The following is a 21,515-nucleotide window of genomic DNA, read 5'->3' on the forward strand; positions in this document are numbered from 1 at the left end:
ACGGTGCCCTCGGGAGCGGGCGATGACGGGAAAGGTGTGTGCCTCAGACGGCACACACCAGGGCTGCACTGCTCGACATTTTTCGTCGGATCAGCAGGTGCAGCATCAGACCGGACAACTCACAGGCTGCCGCCACCCAACCCAGCGCAGTCACCGAGGCAAAGCTCAGTGTCAGCGAACCGAGGGCAGCGCCCAGTGAAAAACCCAGGTACATGAATGAGGCGTTGAGGGACAGCGCGATGGGCGTTCCTTTGAGACCGGCGATGCCGATCAGGCCCGCTTGCTGCGCCGGGTAAAACGACCAGTGGGCAACGCCCCACACCAGCACCCCAACCACGACCGGGACCAGCGCTTGATCGGCATGAAACGTATCGACACTCACGGACAGGATCACGAACGAAGCGATCATCGCCGTCAGGCAATAGGGGATGACCCGGCGCGCGCCGAGGCGGTCTACCAGCTTGCCGCCGACGATTACACCCACGCCCGCGGCGACACCCCAGGCGAAGAACACGTACCCGACTTGCGCGCCAACCAACCGCGTCGTGTCGGTGATGAACAACGCCAAGTAGGTGTAAACGGTGTACGCACCCGTCGCCCAGAGCGTGGTCACCCATAGGCTGAGCAGAATGACCGGACGGCGGGCCGTGTCGAGTCGTTCGCGCAATGAAGCAACCGGCAAGCCCTGACCAATGGCCGCAGGCAGCCCGATGATCAGGCCAAGACTGGCCAGTGCGGACAGCGCCGCCACCCCGGCGAAGGTCATCCGCCAGCCGAGGTGTTCCCCGACGATGGCGCCCAGCGGCACCCCGAACGCGACGGCGAGGGTGATGCCGCCGTTGACGATGGCCAGTGCCGTGCCCCGTTTGTCGGGACCGGCAATCGCACCGGCCAGCGCATTGGCCCCCGGCACGAACAGCCCTGCTGTGAACGCCAGCAACACTCGGGCGATCATCAGCACCCAATAATTGGGGGCCACGAAGGCAATCAGGTTGGCCAGGGTGAAGCCAATCATCGTGACAATCATCAGCGTTCGGCGGCTGAACCGGCCCGTCAACGCCGTAAGGATCGGCGAGCTGAAGGCATACGCCAGCGCAAAGACCGTCACCAGTTGTCCGGCGGCGACGACGGTCGTCGCCAGGTCGGCGGCAATGTCTGGCAACAGCCCCGCGAGCATGAAACTCTCGGTGCCGACGGCGAAGGTGCCCAGGGCCAGCCAATACAAGGGCACGAGTGAAATCGACGGGGTACTCATCGGTGTGATCCTCCTGACAGTGAAGCGCTGATGACGCGGCGGTCAGCGCGGGGTTTGCTCAGCGGCGTATTCGGGAAAGTCGTTGTAGTCCTGGGCCGTGCCGCCCCAGAACGCATCACGCACGTAAGGTGTGAGCGGCCAGTCGTGGCGCAGGCGTTCGGGCAGGTCCGGGTTGGCGCTGAAATGACGACCGAAAGCCACCAGGTCCGCTGCGCCGGATTGCAGAATGGCTTCGGCACCCCCGCGATCAAACCCGCCGGCCGCGATGATCGGACCGTCGAAAAACGGCCGCAAAAAGGCAGCCGCCACGGGTGGTCGGTCAGGCTCGATTTCATCGGTGCCCTTGATACGCGGTTCGATGACGTGCAGGTACGCCAGGCCGTATGTGTTCAGTCGTCGCACGAAATACTCGAAAGTGGCTTCCGGGTTGCTGTCAGAAATCGAGCCCCATTGGCCGCTCGGCGACACGCGCACGCCGACCCGGTCCGCACCCCAGACCGACACCAGCGCGTTGAGCACCTGCAACGGGAAGCGCACGCGGTTTTCGAGGGAGCCTCCGTATTCGTCTGTGCGCTTGTTGGTACCGTCCTGCAGAAAGGTGTCCAGCAGATAGCCGTTGGCATTGTGCAGTTCGACGCCATCGAAGCCCGCATCCAGCGCACGTTGGGCGCTTTCTCGATAGCTTTCGATCAGCGCGGGCAACTCGTCTTTTTCGACAGCGCGGTGAGGCGAAGCTGGCACCCAACCGTCCTGAGTGAAGGCGTTGGTCTCGAACGGCACGACCGAGGGCGCAATCGGCGGCTTGCCGTTGCTCAGGTCGCTGTGGGACTGGCGGCCGTCGTGGCCGAGTTGCAAGAACACCACGCCACCTTTGGCGTGCACGGCTTCGACGATGGGTTTCCAGGCGTCGCGATGGGCGTCGGTGTAAATGCCCGGCGCGCCGAGGTAACCCCGGCTGTCCACCGAGGGGTGGGTTGATTCGACGATCAACAGGCCGCCTTGCGAGGCGCGTTGCTCGTAGTAGCGCAGCATCATACGGCTCGGGCTGTCGTCGCGGTCTGCGCGCAGTCGGGTCATGGGCGCGTGCACCACGCGATGGCTGAGGCGATGGGGGCCGACAACGGCGTCCGATAACAGCTTCAAGGGTGAAGAGGCCATGGTTGTATCTCCAGAAATGGGCTTGGCAATCAGTGATCAGGATTCAAAGGGCGAACAGGGAGCGGCGGCCGGTTTGCGACGAGGCCAGCACGCCGTCGAGCAGCTTGTGCATGCGCACGGCATCGTCGAACGTCGCGGCGGCGTGGGTGCCCTCGGCAAGGTCCTGGGCGTACACGTGGTACAGCTCGGCGAGTTCGAGCACCGAGGACGGCAGGTCTTCGGCCGTTGGAAGGCGCGAGTAGCTGGCGGGGATCGGCAACACCTCCAGCGGCAGGTGATCGCCGTGGGCGCCTTCGATCACATAGTCCTCGCCCACGCCGCCGAACGCCGAAACGTTGGTGATGCGCAAGTCACCTTCGTGACCGGTGATTTCGATCTGCACCCCCGAGCCATTGCGTTTGCCGCCTTCGATGTGAACCGAGAGCAGGGCGCCGTCCTCCAGTTGCCCGGCGAGAACCAGTTGGTCTGGCGCGGTGCCGCTCAATTGCTCACCGGTTTCCTTGATGGTGACGACGTCGAATTGGTTGACCGCCAGCGCGCTGACGTTGACCGGCCAGCCCATGGCGGTGAACAGCATGTCGAGGAAATGGCCGGCGTAGATCGACACCACGCTGGAGAAGTTCTCCACCGGTACGGTCCAGCGCAGGGCGTTCGGGCGCAGCGCCTGGAAGTAATTCATGCTGACGTGGATGCGCACCGAGCGCACTTTGCCGACGTAGCCCTGTTGCAGCAGGTCTTGCAGGTAACGGTTGTGCGGCGCGTGACGGCGCTGCAAACCGACGATGGTGCGCACACCCGCTTGCTTCGCCAGGCAGGCCAGTTCTTGCGAGACTGCGGTGCTGGTGGTCAGCGGCCATTCGCAATAGACGTTCTTGCCAGCCGCGATGGCGGCGCGCACCGCCTCTTCGTGTTGAGGGGCAATCGTCAGGACCACCACCAGATCGACCTCGGGGTGATTGACCAGCTCGTCCAGGGATTCGGCCACATGGGGAATGCCCAGGTGAGCGGCGGCGACTTGCGCACTGTCCAGACGTTGGCTGTAAACGGCAGTGATTTCATATTGAGGCAACAGCGAAAGCACGCGAACGTGGCCGTGCATGGCCCAGTTGCCAATACCGACCAGGCCGACGCGGATAGGGGAAGCAGTAGGGCGCATGACAGACTCCAGAGATTCACGGGACAGGCTTCGAAGTCTAGGGAGCGCAGGGCAGGGGAAAAACAGGCCGGATATCCGAACATTCCGGACAAAAAAGCTTTAATGGCAAAGGAGCAGAGCCAAAGCCCGTGTAGCGAGGGCACCAGCTTGCGGGGGATTTCAGCCTTTTTGTCCACTGTGTTCGGAGGCCTTGCCGGTTTTTCTCGGCACGTCGATTGCCTACCCTGAGGGCTTTCTCACCACATCGCTGGAGGCCCGCCGATGGACCTGTTTTTCGCCATGAAAGTGTTCACCCGCGTGGTGGAATCCAACAGCTTCACGCGGGCGGCGGACACGCTGCACATCCCCAAGGCGTCGGCCACCATCGTCATTCAACAGCTCGAAGCCCACTTGAAGATTCGGCTGTTGCAGCGCACCACCCGCAGCCTCGGACTGACGCCGGACGGGGCGGCGTATTACCAGCGTTGCGTACGAATTCTGGCGGACATCGAAGAGGCGGAACACGCGCTGGTCGCAAAAGCGGACACGCCGCGCGGCACGTTGCGCATCGACATGCCGACGTCGTTGGGCAAGCTGCTGGTACTGCCGGACCTTTATGCCTTCCATCAGCGCTACCCCGACATCGAGCTGATGGCGGGCTTTGGCGACAAGCCGGTGGACCTGATTCAGGACAGCGTCGATTGCGTGATTCGTGTAGGCGAACTGCCGACGTCGAACATGGTGGCGAGGCGCATTGGTTTCTATCGACCGGTCACGGTGGCCAGTCCTGATTACCTCGCACGACACGGCATGCCCACGGCGCTGGACGAGCTCAAGACCCACGTCGCGATCAATTTTTTCTGGGGGCGCCACGGCAAGCTGATGAACTTCAGTTTCACCGTCGCAGACCAGGTCGTCGAAACGCTGTTGCAGGGCAACCTGGCCGTGAACGACACCGACGTCTGGATGCAGTCCTGTCTGAGAGGGTTGGGGATCATTCAGGCGCCACGGTTCATGGCGGCGCCTTATCTGGCGTCCGGGGAGCTGGTGGAAGTATTGAACACCTACGTTCCACCGCCTTTGCCGATTTCAGTCGTCTACCCGCAAAACAGACACCTTGCACCGACGGTGAGGGTGTTTGTCGATTGGATCGCCGAGCTGTTTGCACACCATCCGCTGTTGGTGGAATGAAACATCAGTCCATGTCCACGACTTCGCTGATCTGATACACCGGCGATGCATTGGTGAAGTTGGCGATGTCGTTTTCCAGTTCCTCGCCGTGAGGCGCAATACCGGCTTGAAACGCTTCGACGGATTCACAATACAGATGGCACAGGCCGACGTATAAGGGCGCGCTGTCCGGTTCCATTCCTGACAGCCCCTTGTCGATGCTGTAGGAGATCAGGTGATCCCCCAACCGCCTTTTCACCAACGGCAGGTGCACGTCGCGGTAATAACGATGATTGAAATGAATCCCGCGTCCGGAGGGGTACATCACGCTGATCTTGATCACGTTGTCGCCTCCCCATCAGCGGCTTTTATAAATCGCAGCGAAACGCTTGGCGAAGGCTTCAATGGACGTGCCACCAAACGGCGCTTTCGTTTCGAAGAAGTGTTCGAACAACAGCCCTTTGTCCAACGTGTCGAACATCTCGACGTAGTCGTTCGCCGCGCCCTTGGCGAACCCGTAGCCCAACAGCACTTGGCGGAAGTCTTCTTTCTCGAACTTCTCCCATTTCAGACCCGGGATGCCGATTTCCTTGCCGATCAGTGCAGCAATCTCATCGGTGCCGGTGATATCGCTGATGACGTACTGGTAGCTGTGGCCCTTGAAGTTCTGGGTGGCCAGCGCCGCTGCGGCGGTACGGGCAATGTCTTCAGGGTCGACGACCGTGAAACGGCCTTGCGGGATGGCGAACATGTTGCCCATGTGCCCGGCCTTCTTGATCAGGTCGATGGACAGCAACAGGTTGCTGTAGAAGTAGCCCGTGCGCAGGCTCAATACGTTCACGCCGGAGCCCAGTGTATTCAGCACATCTTCGGCCAGGCCCATGCCGCTGATGGGGCCGGCATCCGTTTGGCGGTCGGCGCCGTAGCTGCTCAGGAAGACCACGTTTTTAACGCCGGTGGCCTCAATGGCGGCCTTGAAGTTATGGGCGTATTCGATGCTTTGTTGCTTCTGGTCCTGCGAGTTCCACATCGGCGGCAGCATCAAGTACACGCCGTCTGCACCCTTCAACGTGTCTTTCAGAAAGGCCACATCTTCCATGTCGCCAATCGCGGCATTCGCGCCTTGTTTGACCAACGCGGCGATGTTGTCAGCGTTGCGGCTGACCACACTCACGTCATGACCCGCGGCCAGAAGCAGTTCGGTCAGAGGTTTGGAGACATTGCCAGCACTGCCTGTTACGACGAATTTCATATCGAGTATCCCGTAGTGAGAGAAGAACATTGCCGTGTCCACATGAGGGAACACTGCAGGGGTGGGCCGACGATACGGGGCCGATGAACCGGGATAAATCGAGGGGCGCGGTAAACAGAATTCATTCGGGCTAAACAATGCATCGATGGGCCCGTGGGCTGGACGGCAAAGGAATAACAGACAAAAACGCCGAAGTGACCGGACTGCCGCGCCGTTTATTGCGAACAACGCTTCGGACATGCTGAAGGTTATCCACTCTGATCGATGAGGTTCACATGAACGGTCTGTTTTCAGCCTTGAAACTGCGGGGGCTCACGTTGCCCAACCGCATCGTCGTGTCACCCATGTGCCAATACTGCGCGGCCGATGGCCTGGCGAATTCCTGGCATGTCGCTCACCTCACACAACTGGCCATTTCCGGCGCCGGCATGTTGACCATCGAGTCCACAGCGGTCGAGCCTGACGGGCGAATCACCCCTGGCGACCTTGGGCTGTGGAGCGATGACACTGAAGCGGCGCTGGGCACGGTCATTCAGGCGATCCGGGATAATTCGCGGACCCCCGTTGCCCTGCAACTCGCTCACGCCGGGCGCAAGGCGTCGAGTTACGAGCCTTGGCGCGGCGGGCAGCTCATCCCGGTGTCCGAGGGTGGTTGGGAGACCGTCGCACCGTCCGCGATTCCTCATAAAGAGGGTGAAGCTGCACCGGTCGAGCTGACAAAAGCTGACATCGTGCGTCTTCGCGAAGCCTTCGTCGCCGCTACCCGGCGCGCGGCCCGCTTGGGCGTGGACGCGCTGGAGTTGCATGGTGGCCATGGCTACCTGATTCACCAGTTCTTGTCGCCGATCTCTAATCAGCGCACCGACGAATACGGCGGCTCGCTGGAAAACCGCATGCGCTTTCTGCTGGAAGTCTTCGACGCCGTGCGCGACGCCTGGCCGGACGAGCGCCCTCTGGGTGTGAAACTGTCGGCCTCCGATTGGGTGGAAGGCGGGCTGGACATCGACGCGACGGTGACCATTTCTCAAGCCCTGAAGGCACACGGTGCGGACTGGGTGGTGTCGTCGTCAGGCGGCATTTCCCCGCTGCAAAAAATCGCCCCAGCCCCCGGTTATCAGGTGCCGTTTGCCGCTCGGGTGAAGCAAGAAGCCGGGCTCGTTTCCACCGCCGTCGGCCTGATCACCGAACCGCGTCAGGCCGATGAAATCATCCGCTCGGGCGAGGCCGATCTGGTGGCCATCGCCCGCGCCATGCTCAACGACCCGCGCTGGCCATGGCGAGCGGCCGCCGAGCTGGGCGCCAAGGTGACGGCACCGCCGCAATACTGGCGAGCGCTGCCCCAAGGCCACGCCGACATTTTCGAGCACCTCGTGTTTGGCGCCCGTTGAGCGGGCGTGACACCGCGAATCAACTCTGGAGAATCCTATGAGCAGCTCTGTCAACAACAGCAACGATGGGCCAGTGGCGCTGATCACAGGCGCGCTGGCGGGTATTGGTCGAGCGACGGCCATTGCGTTCGGGCAGGCGGGCTACCGGGTGGTGATCTCGGGGCGTCGTGAAGAAGCCGGGCAAGCGTTGCTCGCGGAACTGGAAGCGCAGGGCGTGCAGGCGATCTTTCAGCGAGCCGATGTCCGTTATGAAAACGAAATCGAACGCCTCGTGGACGTGACCGTCGCCGAGTTTGGCCGACTGGACACCGCCGTCAACAACGCGGGCGTGGACGGGAAATTTGCGTCCATCCTGGAGGTCACTTCAGCGGAATACGAACAAGTGTTCGCCGCCAACGTGCTCGGCACGCTGCTGTCGATGAAGCACGAGATGCGTGTGATGCGGGCGCAAGGGTTTGGCAGCATTGTCAACCTGTCGTCGAGCATGGGCATCAAGGGCGCGCCCAATGCTTCTCTTTACGCGGGGAGCAAGCATGCGGTGGAAGGGATCACCAAATCGGTGGCCCTGGAAGCCGCGCCGTTTGGCATTCGGGTCAATGCTGTGGCACCCGGCCCCGTGCAAACCGAGATGTTCGACCGCATCACGGGTGACGAAGCGGGAAGAGAACGCATGATCGACGGCGTGCCCATGAAACGGATCGGCACACCGGAAGAAATCGCCCGCATGATCGTGTTCGTCGCCTCGGGCGCCGTGCCATTCATGACCGGCGAGATCGTGCGCGTGAACGGCGGCAAGACGGCCTGAGTGGCGATGATTTTCAAGCAGGAATAGTCGATGGCCAAGGCAGAATGGACGGTGCTGGACAGCGTCGAAAATGACGAGCGCAATCGGTGTGTCGATATTTTCGTGCGCACCGATGGTTCTTACGGGTTCGAAGAATTCCGCTTCGACCCCGAAGACGGCCAGTGGATGAAGACTCGTTACTACGCCGATCAGCGTTTTGTGGCGCTGGATCAGGTCTATTCGGAGATTGAGCGCCGAGTGCCCTGGAGCCACGGAAGACAAAGGGGTTGACTGATGTGCATATACACATATGATGAGCGTCATGAAAGAAATTACCGGCCCCGATCTCTGCCATTGCCTTGCCGTCAGGCGCAATGCGAGGTACCTCACTCGACTCTATGACCGACATCTGGCCAGGACCGATCTGTCGATCTCGCAGTTTTCGTTGTTGGCGATGCTCGTCAAACACCCGGAAATCTCCATCTCGGACCTGGCCGAGATCATGGTCATGGAACGCACGACGTTGGTAAGAGCCCTCAAACCGCTTCAAATGTCAGGATTCGTCCTCAGCCGCACGGAAGGGCCACGGTCGGCCTTGCGGCTGTTTCTCTCCGAAGACGGGAGGGCGAAATTCGAAGAGGCGCTGCCCGATTGGGACGCCGCTCAAGCCGAACTGGAAGCAGAAATGGGCCGGGAGCAAGCGGTGTCGGTTCGGGCGTCGTTATTGGTGGTCGTACCGGAGCTGTGATTTTTTTTGACTCTCTACTGTGTAATTACACACTAACCTCGCGAAGCCGCTGCTTCGCGTTTCTGAATCATCAGGAGCATCCAATGAATATCGCCGGATCAGTCGTGTTTGTAACGGGGGCCAGCCGTGGCCTGGGCCTTGCGCTTGCCAAAGTGGCGTTGGCCCAAGGGGCTTCGAAGGTTTATGCGGGTGTGCGCAACACCGAAGGGTTCGACGTGCCGGGCATCATTCCGGTCAAGGTCGATGTCACCGACGAAGCGTCGGTGCTGGCGGCCGCCGAACGGTGTCAGGACACCACGGTACTGGTGAACAATGCGGGGATTGGCGAGATTCAGGACAGTGCCCTGGCGTCGAACATGATTGAGCTGACGCGACGCATGATGGACACCAACACCTTTGGTATCGTGCGCACGGCCCAGGCCTTTGCCCCGATTCTCGCGCGCAATGACGGCGGTGCCATCGTCAACGTGTTGTCGGACGTGACGTGGTTGAGTCGGCCGATGCTGGCTGCTTACGCGGCGTCCAAGTCAGCCGCCTGGAGCGTGACCAACGCGCTGCGCCTCGAACTCACTGGCCAGAAGACTCAGGTCGTTGCCGTGCACGTGGGCTTTGTCGACACCGACCTCGTCAGAGGCTTCGATGTGCCGAAAACCGACCCCCGCGTTGTGGCTGAAGTGGTGTTCGAGGGCGTGAATGGCGGGGCGCTCGAAGTGCTCGTCGACGAAGGCACTCGACTCATCAAGTCCAGCCTGTCACTGCCTGACGCGGTGTACTTCAACCCGCAGTGACCATGAGGAAAAAGGTATGAGCGACGTCCCGTACATTCTGCTGGTGAACGCAACGGTCAAGCCTGAATACCTGACCGAGGTACTGGAAGCCGCTGCCGTGACATTGGCACACACGCTCAAAGAGCCGGGCTGTGTGGCGTTTCATCAGACTGCTTATGCGCAGGACCCCACGCATCTGTGTTTCTTTGAATACTTTGCCTCGGAAGCGGCCCATGCCGAACACATGGCGCAGCCCTATACCCAGGCCTTCATGGCGCTGCTGGACGGCAAGCTGGTGACTGCACCGGACATGCAGCGATTGACTCTGGCATACGCAGGCTGACGGGATTGGCTGGGCGTGTGATCGGACAGGCCTGTTGCCGGAGCATCAGTGGCCTGCCTGATTACAGCGTGCAATAAAACCTCGCATTGCCCGAGATTCGTTGATCACCTTATCAAGGGCGATGGGCGAACTTCTCGGGCGACTGCGTTTGTTCAAATGCTATTGATGAACCGGTAGAACATAAAATGTTTTTGTTTCAGTGGGGCTTTCGAAATTGACCACTTTAAAGGTCCGATTTCTGTTCCATTGTTTTTTCATATGGGGCTGATGATTAAAAGCCAATGGCTGACAACTCCCGCACTCACCAGTATTCGGAGGCTATTAATAATAAATGAGGAAATAATGTCCATGAGCCATAATCGTTCTCTCTGGAGCGCCTCCGTGCTCGCTGTTGCCATCGCCGCTTCATCTGCCGTTCATGCAGATCAACTCACGCGAGACAGTGGGGCCCCTGTTGGCGACAATCAAAACTCTCAAACGGCAGGCGATGCCGGTCCCGTATTACTTCAAGACTCCCACTTGATTGAAAAACTGCAGCGGTTTGATCGCGAGCGCATTCCCGAACGCGTCGTTCATGCGAGGGGCACGGGGGCCTTTGGAGACTTCGAGCCGACTGCTGATCTGCATGACCTGACCGTCGCGCAAGTCTTTCAAGCCGGCAGCAAAACGCCGGTCTTTGTGAGATTTTCAACGGTCATGGGGTATCGGGGATCGCCTGAACAAGCCCGTGATCCCCGCGGTTTCGCCGTGAAGTTCTACACCTCACAAGGTAACTGGGACATGGTCGGCATTAACTGGCCGATCTTTTTTATCCGCGATGCCATCAAATTTCCCGACTTCGTTCATGCCAACAAACCCAGCGCGGTCACCGGCGTACAAGATCCCAACCTGGCGTTTGACTTCTTCGCGCACACGCCAGAAGCCACCAATATGTTGACTCACCTTTATACCGTCGAGGGCATGCCGGATTCCTATCGTCACATGGATGGCTCGGCGGTCCATGCGTTCAAATTCATCAACGCTGATGGCGTGACCCATTATGTGAAGTTTGCCTGGAAGAGCCAGCAGGGCGTTCATGGTTTCGAACCCAAACAAATCGGTGGTTCCATTGCGAATGACTGGAACTTGATGACCAATGATTTGTATGGCGCCATCAAAAAAGGTGACTTTCCCAAATGGGATCTCTATGTCCAAGTGCTGACGCCGGGGGAGTTGGGCAAGTTTGATTTCGATGCGCTCGACGACACCAAAGTCTGGACCGGTGTGCCGGAACGAAAAGTCGGCACGCTGACGCTGAATAAAATTCCAGACAATTATTTTGAATCCACCGAAGAGTCGGCCTTTGCACCGTCACGTTTGGTCCCGGGAATTGAAGCATCCGAAGACCGCATGCTTCAGGGGCGACTGTTCGCGTATGCGGATACCCAAATGTACCGGCTCGGCGCCAATTATCAGCAACTTCCCATCAACGCGCCGAAAACACCTGTCAGCAATAACAGCCAGGACGGTGCCTTGAATGCGAGTGGTCGTAAAGGCGAGATCAACTACGAACCGTCGGGCATCAAGGAACTCAGCCAGGACCCTAAATACAAAGACGCAGCGACGCCGGTCAGTGGGGTCACTCAGCAGCGCATGACCCAGAAACCGCGAAACTTCTTCCAGGCCGGTGAGTACTACCGGGGCCTGTCCGAGAAGGACAAAGGCTTCCTGATTGAAGCCTTGAGCGCGGACCTGAACCACGTCACCAACGAGGCCAACAAGTACACGATGCTTTCGTACTTCTATAAGGCGGACGCCGGTTACGGCGGGCAGTTGGCGAAGGCGACCCACGCTGACGTCGAGCGCGTCAAGTCACTCGCAACTCGCCTGCAAGACTGAGTCGGCGTTGAGAACGGCCATCGCGTCGGGCACTGACGCGATGGTCTTGAGGAGATGATCCATGCACACCTATTCCCGTCGCCGAATCGGCTTCGTTGTTGCTGCACTGGTGCTGTTGGCGGGTCTTTCGTGGGTGGGACTGCGCGTCAGCCACCTGCTTGTGCCCGATTTCTGGCTGCCCTCGACCCCCGAGCACCTGGTCAGCGAGGAACGCCCCGTGCAGGTGAATCCGCATATCTATGATCAGCAATGGTTCGACGCCGCCCGTGCGGGGCGAACCGACATCAGCCGGGCGCTGATTGACGCCGGTTTTCCGGTGAACAGCCAGAGTGGCGAGGGTTACACCGCGCTGGTGTTGGCGACCTACCACGGACAGACCGACGAGGTCAGGTTGCTGCTCGGCGCCGCCGCCGACCCTTGTATCCCCGACCACAACGGCAACACCGCGCTGATGGGCGCGTTGTTCAAGGGAGAAATGGCCATGGCGAAGTTGCTGGTTGATCGTTGCGCCATCGATCAGACCAACAACAGCGGCCAAACCGCGCTGGCCTTCGCGGCGCTGTTCGGGCGTCTGGATTTCGTGCCCGAGTTAATCGCCCAGGGTGCCGATCTGAACCACCAGGACGCACGGGGCGAAACCGCGCTGAGTATCGTGATGGGGCAGGGCAATGAGATCGCCGCCGCTGCGTTGCGTCGCCGTGGGGCGACGGAATGAAACAACGCGTTCCCGCTCGCTCACTCCATCAGTTTTCGGCTGAATTTGGTTTCCATCACGATATGCGACGAGGTGTGCGCGACGCCCTTGATCATGTTGATCCGGATCAACTCGGCGTTGAGGTCGCTCAGGGTTGAGGTGGCCAAATGAATGATGAAGTCCGACTCCCCCGACACGGCGTAAACGGCTTGCACCGCATCCATTTTGCGCAGGGAAGTCATCACATCGGTGTAGCTCTTGTTGGTGCACGAGGTCATGGTGAAGCAGTTGATGGTCTGTTGGAGACGATCCTGGTCGATGCGCACGCTGTAGCCGGTAATGACCCCGGCTTTTTCCAGACGGGTGATGCGCTCCTGCACGGACGAGCGCGACACGCCCAGCTTGCGTGCCAACGAGGCGGTGGGTTCCCGGGCATTGGCTTGCAAAAGGCTGAGCAGTTGTCGGTCTTTGTCGGTCAGGTTGAACAGCGGACCGGGGGTAGGCGCATCCATGAAAACGTCCTTGGCCTTGCTCTGATTCAGGGGTGAGAAACCGCTTTGCGCTGTGACCGGCTTTCCTGAAAGAAATCCATGATCTTCAGCCCGGCGTAAACCGTTTGGGCCGCCGCGGGCCCGAGAGGACCACCGTTCCATTGCAGTCCGTACGCATCGAACAACCGGTAGCGATCGCTTTCGCCGCAAATGGCTTCGGCGATCACGCGTCCGCCAATGGGCGCAGTGTTCATACCATGGCCGCCGAACGAGGTACAAGCCCAGAGCCCCGTGCCCAGTGAGGCGATGTGAGGCATCTTGTGCCGGGCATAGCCCATCAGCCCCGACCAGGCTTTATCGATCTTCACCCCTTTCAACTGCGGGTAGACGTCGAGAATATCGGCCGTCAACAACTGCCCCAGGCGCTTTTCATCCTGCAGGTTTTTGGTGGTGATGCGCCCGCCCCAGAGCAAACGATCGCCATCAACGACCCGGTAATAATCGGAGGCCCGACGATTGTCGCCCACCGCATCGCGGGTGTTCACTGCTGCCGCCAACCGCGGCCCAAGGTGTTCGGTCAGGACAGCGTAGGTGGCGATGGGCAGAAACGCGCCGCGCAGCTTGCCGAACTCGGGGCCGCCATACCCGCCGCAGCAATACACCACATCGCCGCACTCGACGCTGCCCTTATCCGTGATCACCCGATGCCCGCCGTCCCGGCGCTCGACCCGGACCATCGGCGACTGTTCGTAAATCGCGCCGCCGCTGCGTTCAATGAGCCCGGCCAGGCCGAGGCAATAATTCAAGGGGTGAAAATGGAAACCGTGGGTGTCCCGAAGTGCCTGAAAGTAGCGGTCGGTTTTCAGCCGTTCACGTACCGCATCGCGATTCAGGTAGTCGAGATGAAAGTCGAAGTCCGTGGCCATTTTGTCCTGCAGTCGCCGCAGGCTGTCGGCATCGTCGTAGCGGATCACGCTCAGCTTTCCCGTCGTGGGTGAACAGCCGGGCAGGGCGTGTCGGGCGATGGTCTCACGCACGATATCGACCCCTTCCAGCGACAGTTTGAACAGCGCGGCAGCGGTGGTTTTCCCGCAGCGTCGTTCGATGGCCGACATGCCTTCGGACCAACCCTGAAGCACGAAGCCGCCATTGCGCCCTGACGCGCCCCATGCCACTCGGCCAGCGTCGAGCAACGCGACAGTCTTGCCTCGTGTCAGCAGTGCCCAGGCCGTGCTCAACCCTGCCAGCCCTGCGCCGACCACGCAGACATCGGCGCGCACGTTGCCTGACAGCGCAGGCCGCGAGGGCGTGTCCTGCATCGTCGCGGTGTAATAGTTGTTGTTATAGGTGAACATGAAAACCGTTGTCCTTTTTGCTGGGCGCAGGCGTCCAGGACGCCACGTCGAGGACGGGCGCCTGTACGGTCTGATGGGGGTTATTGCACTTGCGTGAGGTCGGCGCCGTACCATTTTTCGGACAGCTGCTTCAGCGTCCCGTCGGCTTTCATGTCGGCGACGATCTTGGTCAACGTGCTGTTGAACGCTTCATCGCCCTTGTCGACGGCAATGGCCAGCGGTTCGTAGTAAGCCGGTTTGCCCTCCACGCGCACGATGGGATAGCCGTTCTTGACCGCCGCCACGATGGTGGGCAGGGCGGACAAGGTCGCATTCAGCCGGACGCCATTGCCCATTCGCAGATCATCCAGCGGGCCCATGCTGTCGCCATAGGTTTTCACTTCACCGGGCGTGACGTCGTAGGTGAACGACGGCACGTCCGCCGCGTCGATCTTCAGGCGCCGATTGATGTAATCCTCGGACGTCGTTCCCGCTTCGACGCCGATGATCTTGCCGTTCAGGTCCGCAGCCTGGGTGCCGGCAGCATCCTTGTGCACAGCGAATACGTACGGGGTGTAGTAATAGATGGCCGGGAAATCCAGCACGCGACCGCGCTCGGTGGTCGGGGTCATGGAACCGACTGACAGGTCCCAGCGGTTCGACCAGCGCCCGGCCGTGATGACCCCGTATTCGGGAGTCACGAACTCGGCCTTGCTGCCCAACCGTTTGCCGATTTCGTTCGCCACGTCGATGTCGAAGCCTTGCAGTGTGTTGTCCGGACCGAGGAAAGACTGGGGTGGCCAGTTGGCGGCCGTGGCGACCTTGATCACCTTGGTCTGGTGAACCCGGTCGAGGGTCGCGCCTGCCCAGGCGCCTCCGGTGGCCAACATGACGGCAGTGGTGACAGCAGCGGTCGCGAAGAAACGCGTGAACGGGATCATGGGTAAGCTCCTGGTGTCCGAAATGGTTTTTGTTGTTTTCGGTGAACGTTGCAAGGTGCGGTGAAGCCTCTCAGTGGCTGAGAATCTGCGACAGAAACTCCCGGGCACGCGGGTGCTGAGGGTTGTCGAAAAAATCGGTGGGGCGGGCCTGCTCGATGATCGCGCCCTGATCCATGAAGATGATGCGATCGGCCACCCGACGGGCGAACCCCATTTCATGGGTCACGCACACCATGGTGATGCCGTCCTGGGCCAGTTCGCCCATCACATCCAGAACCTCCTTGACCATTTCCGGGTCGAGTGCCGAGGTGGGCTCGTCGAACAGCATGATGCGCGGCCGCATGCAGAGAGCCCGGGCAATGGCCACACGCTGTTGTTGACCGCCCGAGAGCTGGCCGGGGTATTTATCGGCCTGGTTCCTGATCCGCACGCGGTCGAGGTATTCATACGCCAGTTCGCGGGCTTTCGATTCGCTGAGCTTGCTCACAAGGCGCGGCCCGAGCATGAGGTTTTCCAGCACGGTCATGTGCGGGAACAGGTTGAACTGCTGAAACACCATGCCGATCTGGCGACGAATCCCCGCCACGCAGGTGGCATCGCGGGTCAGCTCGACGCCGTCGATGAACACGTGTCCTTTCTGGAAATCCTCCAACAGATTAAGACAGCGGATCAGCGTGGACTTGCCGGAGCCCGAAGGGCCGCACACCACGACGATTTCACCGGGCGCGATGTGCAGGTCGATCCCCTTGAGCACGTGAAAGTCGCCGTACCACTTGTGCATGTCCTGGATCGAGACAGCCGGATACGCCGCCGACGCGAGGGAAACGGAGGGCTGATTCATTGTCGTGCTCCTGATCAGCGATGGGCGCGGTTGAAGTGTTTTTCCATCCGTGCCTGAACCGTTTCCAGCACGATGGACAGCAGCCAATACAGCACGGCAGCGGTGATGAGCATTTCCAGGTGACGGAATTCGGCGCGGCCTTGGGTGCGGGCGAGGAACATCAGCTCCCACACCCCGATTACTGATACCAGCGAACTGTCCTTGAGCATCGAGATGAACTGATTGCCGGTCGGCGGGATGATCAGCCGCATGGATTGCGGGAGGATCACCCGGGTCATGGTCTGGAACGGCGTCAGGCCAATGGCCCGTGAAGCCTCCCACTGTCCACGGGAAATGCTGCTGATCCCCGCGCGGAAAATTTCTGTCATGTAGGCGCCGTAGCACAGCGACAGCGCGAGAATCCCCGCGGGCACTGCGCCGACCACATAGCCCAGCTGCGGGATGCCGAGGTAGATCAGGTAAATCTGAATCAGCAGCGGGACGCCGCGAAAGAACGAGGTGTAAAAACTGGCGATGGCAATGGCGAAGCCGTTGGACGACAGCCGGGCCGTGGCACCCAACAACGCCAGCACGAACGCGATGGCAATGGAAATGGCGGACACGTAGACGGTAGTGAACACCCCTTGGGTGATCATGAAGCCGACCTTGGTGGCGATGAAGCTGTAAGACAGATTGAATGTGTCGAAGAACAGCAGGAACAGCACCAGCAGCTCGCACCAGACCGTGATGATCTGCGCCCGTAGCGGAAAACGGCCGAGCATGAACAGATTCAGCATGGCGGTGAGGGTGAAGGTCCCGCCCACGGCGATGTTGCGTGCCAACGGCGATTCCAGATCGAGAACGATGGGGCCCATCAGGTGCGAGAGCCGGCTTTCGCCAACGCCGCACAGGAGGGTGATGCAGAAAATGACAGCGGCGATGGCGCCCATGAACACGATACTGTCAGTGAAACGAGCCTTGATGATGTGATCCTTGTACATCGCGTGCATGCCTCAGGGTGAACCCCATTTGTTGTTGTGGGGCCATTATGAGGGCGCGATTTGCCGGGCGGCAGCCTACGATTTAACGGTTGTCAGGCTTTGTTATCGAACAATCGCAGGTCAGACCCCTACATCTGACGGTTCGGGGTGTCATGTTGAGTGGGAAAGAGTCGCAGGCTTCACAGCGTCCCGTGTCGAATGCTCAAGCACCCGTTAGCGGGATGCCTGGATGCTCAGCGGTTCAGCACCTCCAACACCGCATCGGCGAACACGGCGGGTGCTTCTTGCGGGACGTTATGACCCACGCCCGGCAGCACCTGTCTGCGCACCTTCGCGCTGAAGCCTTTCACGGCAGCCGCGTCATCCCGCTTCGACGAGACCCCATCATCGGCCCCGCTCAGAATCACGCTCGGCACCGAAATCGGGGGCCGTTGCGCCAGTTGGCGTTCGATCTCGGCGTAACGGGGATCGCCCTCGACCAACCCGAACCGGTGGCGGTAGGAGTGGGTCACGACGTCGACAAAGTCCGGGTTGGAAAACGAATCCGCGCTCGCCTCATAGGTCCCATCGCTGAATGTCCAACTGGGCGACCACTGTTCCCACAGCAGGCGACAGAATGCTTTGCCATTGGCCTTTAGCCCGGTATATCCACGCTCGCCATGGAGGTAATACTGATACCAGAGACGATGCTCGGTCCGGGGTGAAGAGGGCGTGTTGGCGGCGGCAATGTCCTGAATGTTGTAGCCCGGATCACCGCTTACCAGGCCGATCACGCGCTCGGGCCACAACGCTGCGACGACACACGCCGCGCGGCCACCCCAGTCGTAACCCGCCAGCACCGCACGTTCGATGTTCAGCGCGTCAAGCAAGGCCAGCAAATCGGCGCCGAGGGCGGCCTGTTCACCGGAACGAAGCGTGGACCCATCGAGAAAACGCGTGGGGCCGTAGCCCCGCAAGTACGGCACGATGCAACGGCAACCCGCGTCCGCGAGCCGTTTCGCGACCTCGTCATAGGCGCGAACGTCGTAAGGAAATCCGTGCAGCAGCACCACGACTGGCCCGTCGGCAGGGCCGCTTTCGAGGTAGGCGATACTCAGCACGCCTGCTGTGATCTGTTTCATGTGTCGCTCCCATGCTCAATTGACGCGATCAGATTTCCAACATTCCAGACATTTCGGACCGCAGTATCGACCCCGAGCCCGTCTGCTCGGGGGTAATGAGTTGGTCGGTCAGCAGGTCAAAAGGCACGACCCATAAACGCAGATCTTCAGTGAAGTAAAAGGGGGCCAGTGCTTGCGTGAAGCGGTCATGTTTCGGGTAAACCAGAACCAGATCCCCCTTGCCCTCCAAATAGCGTTGACCGTAGGCGAAGAGCTGATACAGATCACTCTGTTTCAGTCCGTATTTATTGTCACGGTCGGTTTGGTCGAGCAGCTTCCATTTCGCGTCAAGCACCCACCTGACACCTTCATGTTCGAGTATGAAGTCTGGTCTGAGTTGAAACAGCGGTTGTCCCTGATGTGAGCAAAGTGAATGCCGGGCGGGCTGTGGCGTTAACCTGGCTGCTGAGGTCAGTGATCGCCTCAACACAGCTTCGAGGTAGCGCTCGAACAGTTTTTCCATAGGGAACAACACGCTGATGCCGTGCCAGTTTCCATGCACCGACAGCGGCGACAGTTCGCCCAGAATCAGTTCGCACCAAGGTTTGATTGGCGTGTAGTGCGTCATGAGTCGGTCGGTGCGCCATCGTTTAAAGTCTTGAGGGATGTTGGTGCTCGCCGGCACCTCATGCAATAGGTGGCGCAACTCGTGGGCCATCCGCCAGTTGTCCGGATCTCGCGTGTGTTCACACACCCGTTCCAATGCCTTGCTCAACAACCGATTCTCCGCGCCGTCGGGCTGAAAAGCGTCGTGGCGAATCTGGAATAGATGTTCTCGCCCAGGTTGCTGACGCATCTGCGCGACGACATTCAGCTGCCCGCGCAAAAACGGCTCCTGCGCTTCAACGGTACGGTAGTCGGAGCGCATACCACGTTTTACGAGATGATCCAGTGCCTGAAGAAACTGGCGCATCACCCACTCAGGGGTCGGAGTGTCAAACCGCTCAAGGCTGGCTGGACCCGCCTGGCGTACAGGTAAGTCCAGTGCGACTTGAATCATCTTTTGTAGCAGGCCCCGGCTTTCTTTCAGGCAATCGTCTCTTAGCCTGTGCTTGGGAAGTATTTCCAGGCGAGTACCGCAGGGTGTTTCGACCACCCCGACGTAGTTGTCCAGCCTGAGCGAGCGTTGGCCATTGCGCTGAACGAGCGATGCGCCATTTTTTTTGAAACTGGCGCTGAGTTCGCATAACCAGTCGAAGGCGCTGGGAGATACCTGCGCACGGTCGAGCGAGGGCGTTACGGGTTCGAGGGTGAGCAGTGCATGCTCACGAACGGTAATGCCGGTCACGGGTTGGGCGCTGCCGGTTCAGGCACCGACGGCAGCGGTGGAAGGCCTGCACGGATGACGCCTGTGTACGCAGAAGTTCGAGTGAACGCCTCGGGATTGGTCCGCCAAGGTCTGTTGTGATCGGACACGTCAACTTTTTCGCCGAACAATTCGCTCAGGCTGACCTTGGTCTGGTAGACGAACCGGTCTGCGTGGTCTGCTTTGCGGTGATCGTTGAGCACCCATTGAATTCGCCGCCAATCCTCGAAAAAGTATTCCTGCAACAGCGGCAGTACTTGATCACGAAAAATCGAGGCCAGACGCTCCAGCGTGGGATCCTCTTTAAGAGGCAGGAAATAGGCGTGGCCCAGGCAATGATCTCGACCCAGAAGCACTTCGATGCGCTGGTTAATCACCGACAACAGGGCCTCGACATTGACACCTGGAACGTTAGCGCTCCGCAGCAAATCGGGTTGAGGCGGCATCTCCTTGAAACTAAAACGGCGGCGTAGCGCGATATCCAACCCCGTCAATGATCGGTCGGCTGTGTTCATGGTGCCGATCAGATACACATTGGACGGGACACTGAATTGAACCTTGGAGTAGGGAAGCTGAACGTGCAACGCCTCCTTCGCCCCGGCGCGCTTTGAGGGCTCCAGCAAGGTGATCAGCTCACCGAATATACGGGAAATATTGCCGCGGTTGATTTCATCGATGATCAGCACGTGGGGTCGCGATGTTGTGGTTTGCACCATGGGAACGGAAGGCGCCGCTTCCAGTTTCACCCCTTCATCCTGAAGCGCCTGCTGTAGCGTCGGCCAGTTGATTCGGTCTAGCGGATAGACCGTTTTCTGTGTAAGACGGACGTCCCGATTGAGCGCCAGGATGTTGAAGTCAATGTGGGATGTCAGCCAGCGCACCGGGAGCACATGGACGAAGTCCTTGCGCACAGGCGCCTCGGTGTGAGGCTCGTAACGGTATTCGTCCGTAACGACGCCAACCCCGCAAATCGACGTTCTGCTTTTCAGGCAAAGCAGAATGTCCCCCGGCACGATCTCACGGCCGAACATTTTCAAGGCGCTTTGTTCATTGGTGCCTAATTCGTAGGCCGGATCGCTCAGTTTGGCCTTGCGAATGTCCCCGACCTGAGGCCAGCCGATCCGTGCCTCACCCTGATCGAAGCAATAATTGCGTGTCTCGCTGTGCCCTGCGTCGTCAATGGAGATTTTCCACACCTGCGCATGGTCACGGACGCCTACTTTATTTTCGTAGGCTTTATCTCTGACAGCATCTTCACATAGCCTGCGAAAAATGCCGGGCTCGACGTCATAGCGCACACCGCCGGTTGAGGGATCGTCGCCTTCGAGGGGCAACGCTCGTATGCCTTCGACAAAGTCTTCGTAACTGAAGCTTTGGTGAAAGGTCACGAAGCGTACCCGCTCTTCATTAGCCAGTTCATCAAAGCGCGCCTTCAGTTTTTCTCGATCACCTGCGGCGTTTTGAAGGGTGGCAGGATCCAGAATTTCCAACGCGGCTTCGATCGTCGCATGGGTTTTGCCGGTTCCTGGAGGGCCGAACAGGATCTGATTTAGAGGCGCGGGCATGATGAGGGTCTACTCGTCGTTGAAAAGCAATGGGACGGTGGAAGCCTCGGTCACATCATAGGCTCCCGCTTATCCGGACAGCTTCGGTTGAAAGACTCCGAATTAGGGCTATCACGTGATGGCATTTTCCCATCAGGTGCGTGAGAATAACTGTTGAGTATCAAGGCGACACCTCAGCCTGCGCAAGCGGCCAGCGAGGTAGCCCAGAGCGGACAGTGATCCGCTCACTCGTCTGGCCGCACACCCAATGCAACATATCGACCGAAAGCATCAATTGCGTGACGTGATGCAAGCACTTCATCCAACTCTACGAAAGGCGCCTCAG

At 59.7% G+C, this 21,515-nt stretch carries 22 protein-coding genes; 9 read left to right on the plus strand and 13 right to left on the minus strand.

All coding sequences use genetic code 11. The annotated features are described in order from the left end of the window. Positions 1–43: 43 nt before the first annotated feature. The 3 genes from AAEO81_RS13950 to AAEO81_RS13960 are packed head-to-tail and all read right to left on the minus strand — an operon-like array spanning position 44 to position 3,569. The gene (locus tag AAEO81_RS13950) at positions 44–1,255 is read right to left on the minus strand and encodes an MFS transporter (protein WP_341964174.1); all 1,212 of its coding nucleotides are present in this window, start codon (positions 1,253–1,255) and stop codon (positions 44–46) included. 42 nt (positions 1,256–1,297) lie between these two features. Next, positions 1,298–2,413 carry an alkene reductase gene (locus tag AAEO81_RS13955; RefSeq protein ID WP_341964175.1) on the minus strand — a complete coding sequence of 372 codons (1,116 nt, stop codon included), beginning with the start codon at positions 2,411–2,413 and terminating at the stop codon, positions 1,298–1,300. Positions 2,414–2,456: 43 nt separating this feature from the next. After that, a complete protein-coding gene (locus AAEO81_RS13960; protein ID WP_341964176.1) occupies positions 2,457–3,569 on the minus strand; it encodes a Gfo/Idh/MocA family oxidoreductase in 1,113 nt (370 codons plus the stop codon). Between the two features lie 261 nt (positions 3,570–3,830). Here AAEO81_RS13960 and AAEO81_RS13965 point away from each other — a divergent pair, with 261 nt between their 5' ends. Then, positions 3,831–4,739, plus strand: a complete 909-nt coding sequence (locus AAEO81_RS13965) for a LysR substrate-binding domain-containing protein (RefSeq protein WP_341964177.1) — start codon at positions 3,831–3,833, stop codon at positions 4,737–4,739. Between the two features lie 4 nt (positions 4,740–4,743). Here AAEO81_RS13965 and AAEO81_RS13970 read toward each other — a convergent pair whose 3' ends face one another. Together AAEO81_RS13970 and AAEO81_RS13975 are read right to left on the minus strand one after the other, a co-directional pair. After that, positions 4,744–5,061 carry an EthD family reductase gene (locus AAEO81_RS13970; RefSeq protein WP_341964178.1) on the minus strand — a complete coding sequence of 106 codons (318 nt, stop codon included), beginning with the start codon at positions 5,059–5,061 and terminating at the stop codon, positions 4,744–4,746. A gap of 15 nt (positions 5,062–5,076) precedes the next feature. Then, complete coding sequence (locus AAEO81_RS13975) at positions 5,077–5,970, minus strand: NAD(P)H-binding protein (protein WP_341964179.1); 894 nt, start codon at positions 5,968–5,970, stop codon at positions 5,077–5,079. A gap of 275 nt (positions 5,971–6,245) precedes the next feature. Between AAEO81_RS13975 and AAEO81_RS13980 the strand changes: the two genes are divergently transcribed. From AAEO81_RS13980 to AAEO81_RS14015, 8 genes are all read left to right on the plus strand, one after another. After that, positions 6,246–7,358: an NADH:flavin oxidoreductase/NADH oxidase gene (locus AAEO81_RS13980; RefSeq protein ID WP_341964180.1), complete on the plus strand. Its 1,113-nt coding sequence runs from the start codon at positions 6,246–6,248 to the stop codon at positions 7,356–7,358. A 37-nt stretch (positions 7,359–7,395) separates the two neighbouring features. Then, entirely contained in the window at positions 7,396–8,163 is a 768-nt protein-coding gene (locus AAEO81_RS13985; RefSeq protein ID WP_166595386.1) for a glucose 1-dehydrogenase, read from the plus strand. A gap of 30 nt (positions 8,164–8,193) precedes the next feature. Next, positions 8,194–8,433 (plus strand): hypothetical protein, encoded by a 240-nt coding sequence (locus AAEO81_RS13990; protein WP_341964181.1) that lies wholly within the window; start codon positions 8,194–8,196, stop codon positions 8,431–8,433. Between the two features lie 31 nt (positions 8,434–8,464). Then, positions 8,465–8,890 carry a MarR family transcriptional regulator gene (locus tag AAEO81_RS13995; protein WP_341964182.1) on the plus strand — a complete coding sequence of 142 codons (426 nt, stop codon included), beginning with the start codon at positions 8,465–8,467 and terminating at the stop codon, positions 8,888–8,890. Positions 8,891–8,973: 83 nt separating this feature from the next. Continuing rightward, positions 8,974–9,678, plus strand: a complete 705-nt coding sequence (locus AAEO81_RS14000; protein WP_341964183.1) for an SDR family oxidoreductase — start codon at positions 8,974–8,976, stop codon at positions 9,676–9,678. Positions 9,679–9,694: 16 nt separating this feature from the next. After that, a complete protein-coding gene (locus tag AAEO81_RS14005; protein ID WP_341964184.1) occupies positions 9,695–10,000 on the plus strand; it encodes a putative quinol monooxygenase in 306 nt (101 codons plus the stop codon). A gap of 348 nt (positions 10,001–10,348) precedes the next feature. Next, the gene (locus AAEO81_RS14010) at positions 10,349–11,878 is read left to right on the plus strand and encodes a catalase (RefSeq protein ID WP_341964185.1); all 1,530 of its coding nucleotides are present in this window, start codon (positions 10,349–10,351) and stop codon (positions 11,876–11,878) included. Between the two features lie 61 nt (positions 11,879–11,939). Further along, the gene (locus AAEO81_RS14015; protein ID WP_341964186.1) at positions 11,940–12,593 is read left to right on the plus strand and encodes an ankyrin repeat domain-containing protein; all 654 of its coding nucleotides are present in this window, start codon (positions 11,940–11,942) and stop codon (positions 12,591–12,593) included. 20 nt (positions 12,594–12,613) lie between these two features. On the opposite strand, the gene AAEO81_RS14020 is transcribed toward AAEO81_RS14015, so the two are convergent. The 8 genes from AAEO81_RS14020 to AAEO81_RS14055 all read right to left on the minus strand — a co-directional run bounded on the left by AAEO81_RS14020 (position 12,614) and on the right by AAEO81_RS14055 (position 21,190). Then, positions 12,614–13,084 carry an Lrp/AsnC family transcriptional regulator gene (locus AAEO81_RS14020; protein ID WP_166595394.1) on the minus strand — a complete coding sequence of 157 codons (471 nt, stop codon included), beginning with the start codon at positions 13,082–13,084 and terminating at the stop codon, positions 12,614–12,616. Positions 13,085–13,110: 26 nt separating this feature from the next. After that, positions 13,111–14,418 carry an FAD-binding oxidoreductase gene (locus AAEO81_RS14025; RefSeq protein ID WP_341964187.1) on the minus strand — a complete coding sequence of 436 codons (1,308 nt, stop codon included), beginning with the start codon at positions 14,416–14,418 and terminating at the stop codon, positions 13,111–13,113. 80 nt (positions 14,419–14,498) lie between these two features. Further along, complete coding sequence (locus AAEO81_RS14030) at positions 14,499–15,338, minus strand: transporter substrate-binding domain-containing protein (RefSeq protein ID WP_341964188.1); 840 nt, start codon at positions 15,336–15,338, stop codon at positions 14,499–14,501. Positions 15,339–15,408: 70 nt separating this feature from the next. Then, positions 15,409–16,179 (minus strand): amino acid ABC transporter ATP-binding protein, encoded by a 771-nt coding sequence (locus AAEO81_RS14035; RefSeq protein ID WP_341964189.1) that lies wholly within the window; start codon positions 16,177–16,179, stop codon positions 15,409–15,411. Positions 16,180–16,193: 14 nt separating this feature from the next. Beyond that, on the minus strand, positions 16,194–17,159 hold the full coding sequence (locus tag AAEO81_RS14040; RefSeq protein ID WP_341964190.1) for an amino acid ABC transporter permease: 966 nt from the start codon (positions 17,157–17,159) through the stop codon (positions 16,194–16,196). Positions 17,160–17,392: 233 nt separating this feature from the next. After that, on the minus strand, positions 17,393–18,280 hold the full coding sequence (locus AAEO81_RS14045; protein ID WP_341964191.1) for an alpha/beta hydrolase: 888 nt from the start codon (positions 18,278–18,280) through the stop codon (positions 17,393–17,395). Positions 18,281–18,308: 28 nt separating this feature from the next. After that, positions 18,309–19,607 carry an McrC family protein gene (locus AAEO81_RS14050; RefSeq protein WP_341964192.1) on the minus strand — a complete coding sequence of 433 codons (1,299 nt, stop codon included), beginning with the start codon at positions 19,605–19,607 and terminating at the stop codon, positions 18,309–18,311. Then, entirely contained in the window at positions 19,604–21,190 is a 1,587-nt protein-coding gene (locus AAEO81_RS14055) for an AAA family ATPase (RefSeq protein ID WP_341964193.1), read from the minus strand. The genes AAEO81_RS14050 and AAEO81_RS14055 overlap by 4 nt, the downstream gene beginning before the upstream one ends. Positions 21,191–21,515: the final 325 nt, after the last annotated feature.

The organism is Pseudomonas sp. RC10 (assembly GCF_038397775.1).
In the GTDB taxonomy this organism is placed as follows: Bacteria; Pseudomonadota; Gammaproteobacteria; order Pseudomonadales; family Pseudomonadaceae; genus Aquipseudomonas; species Aquipseudomonas bambusae.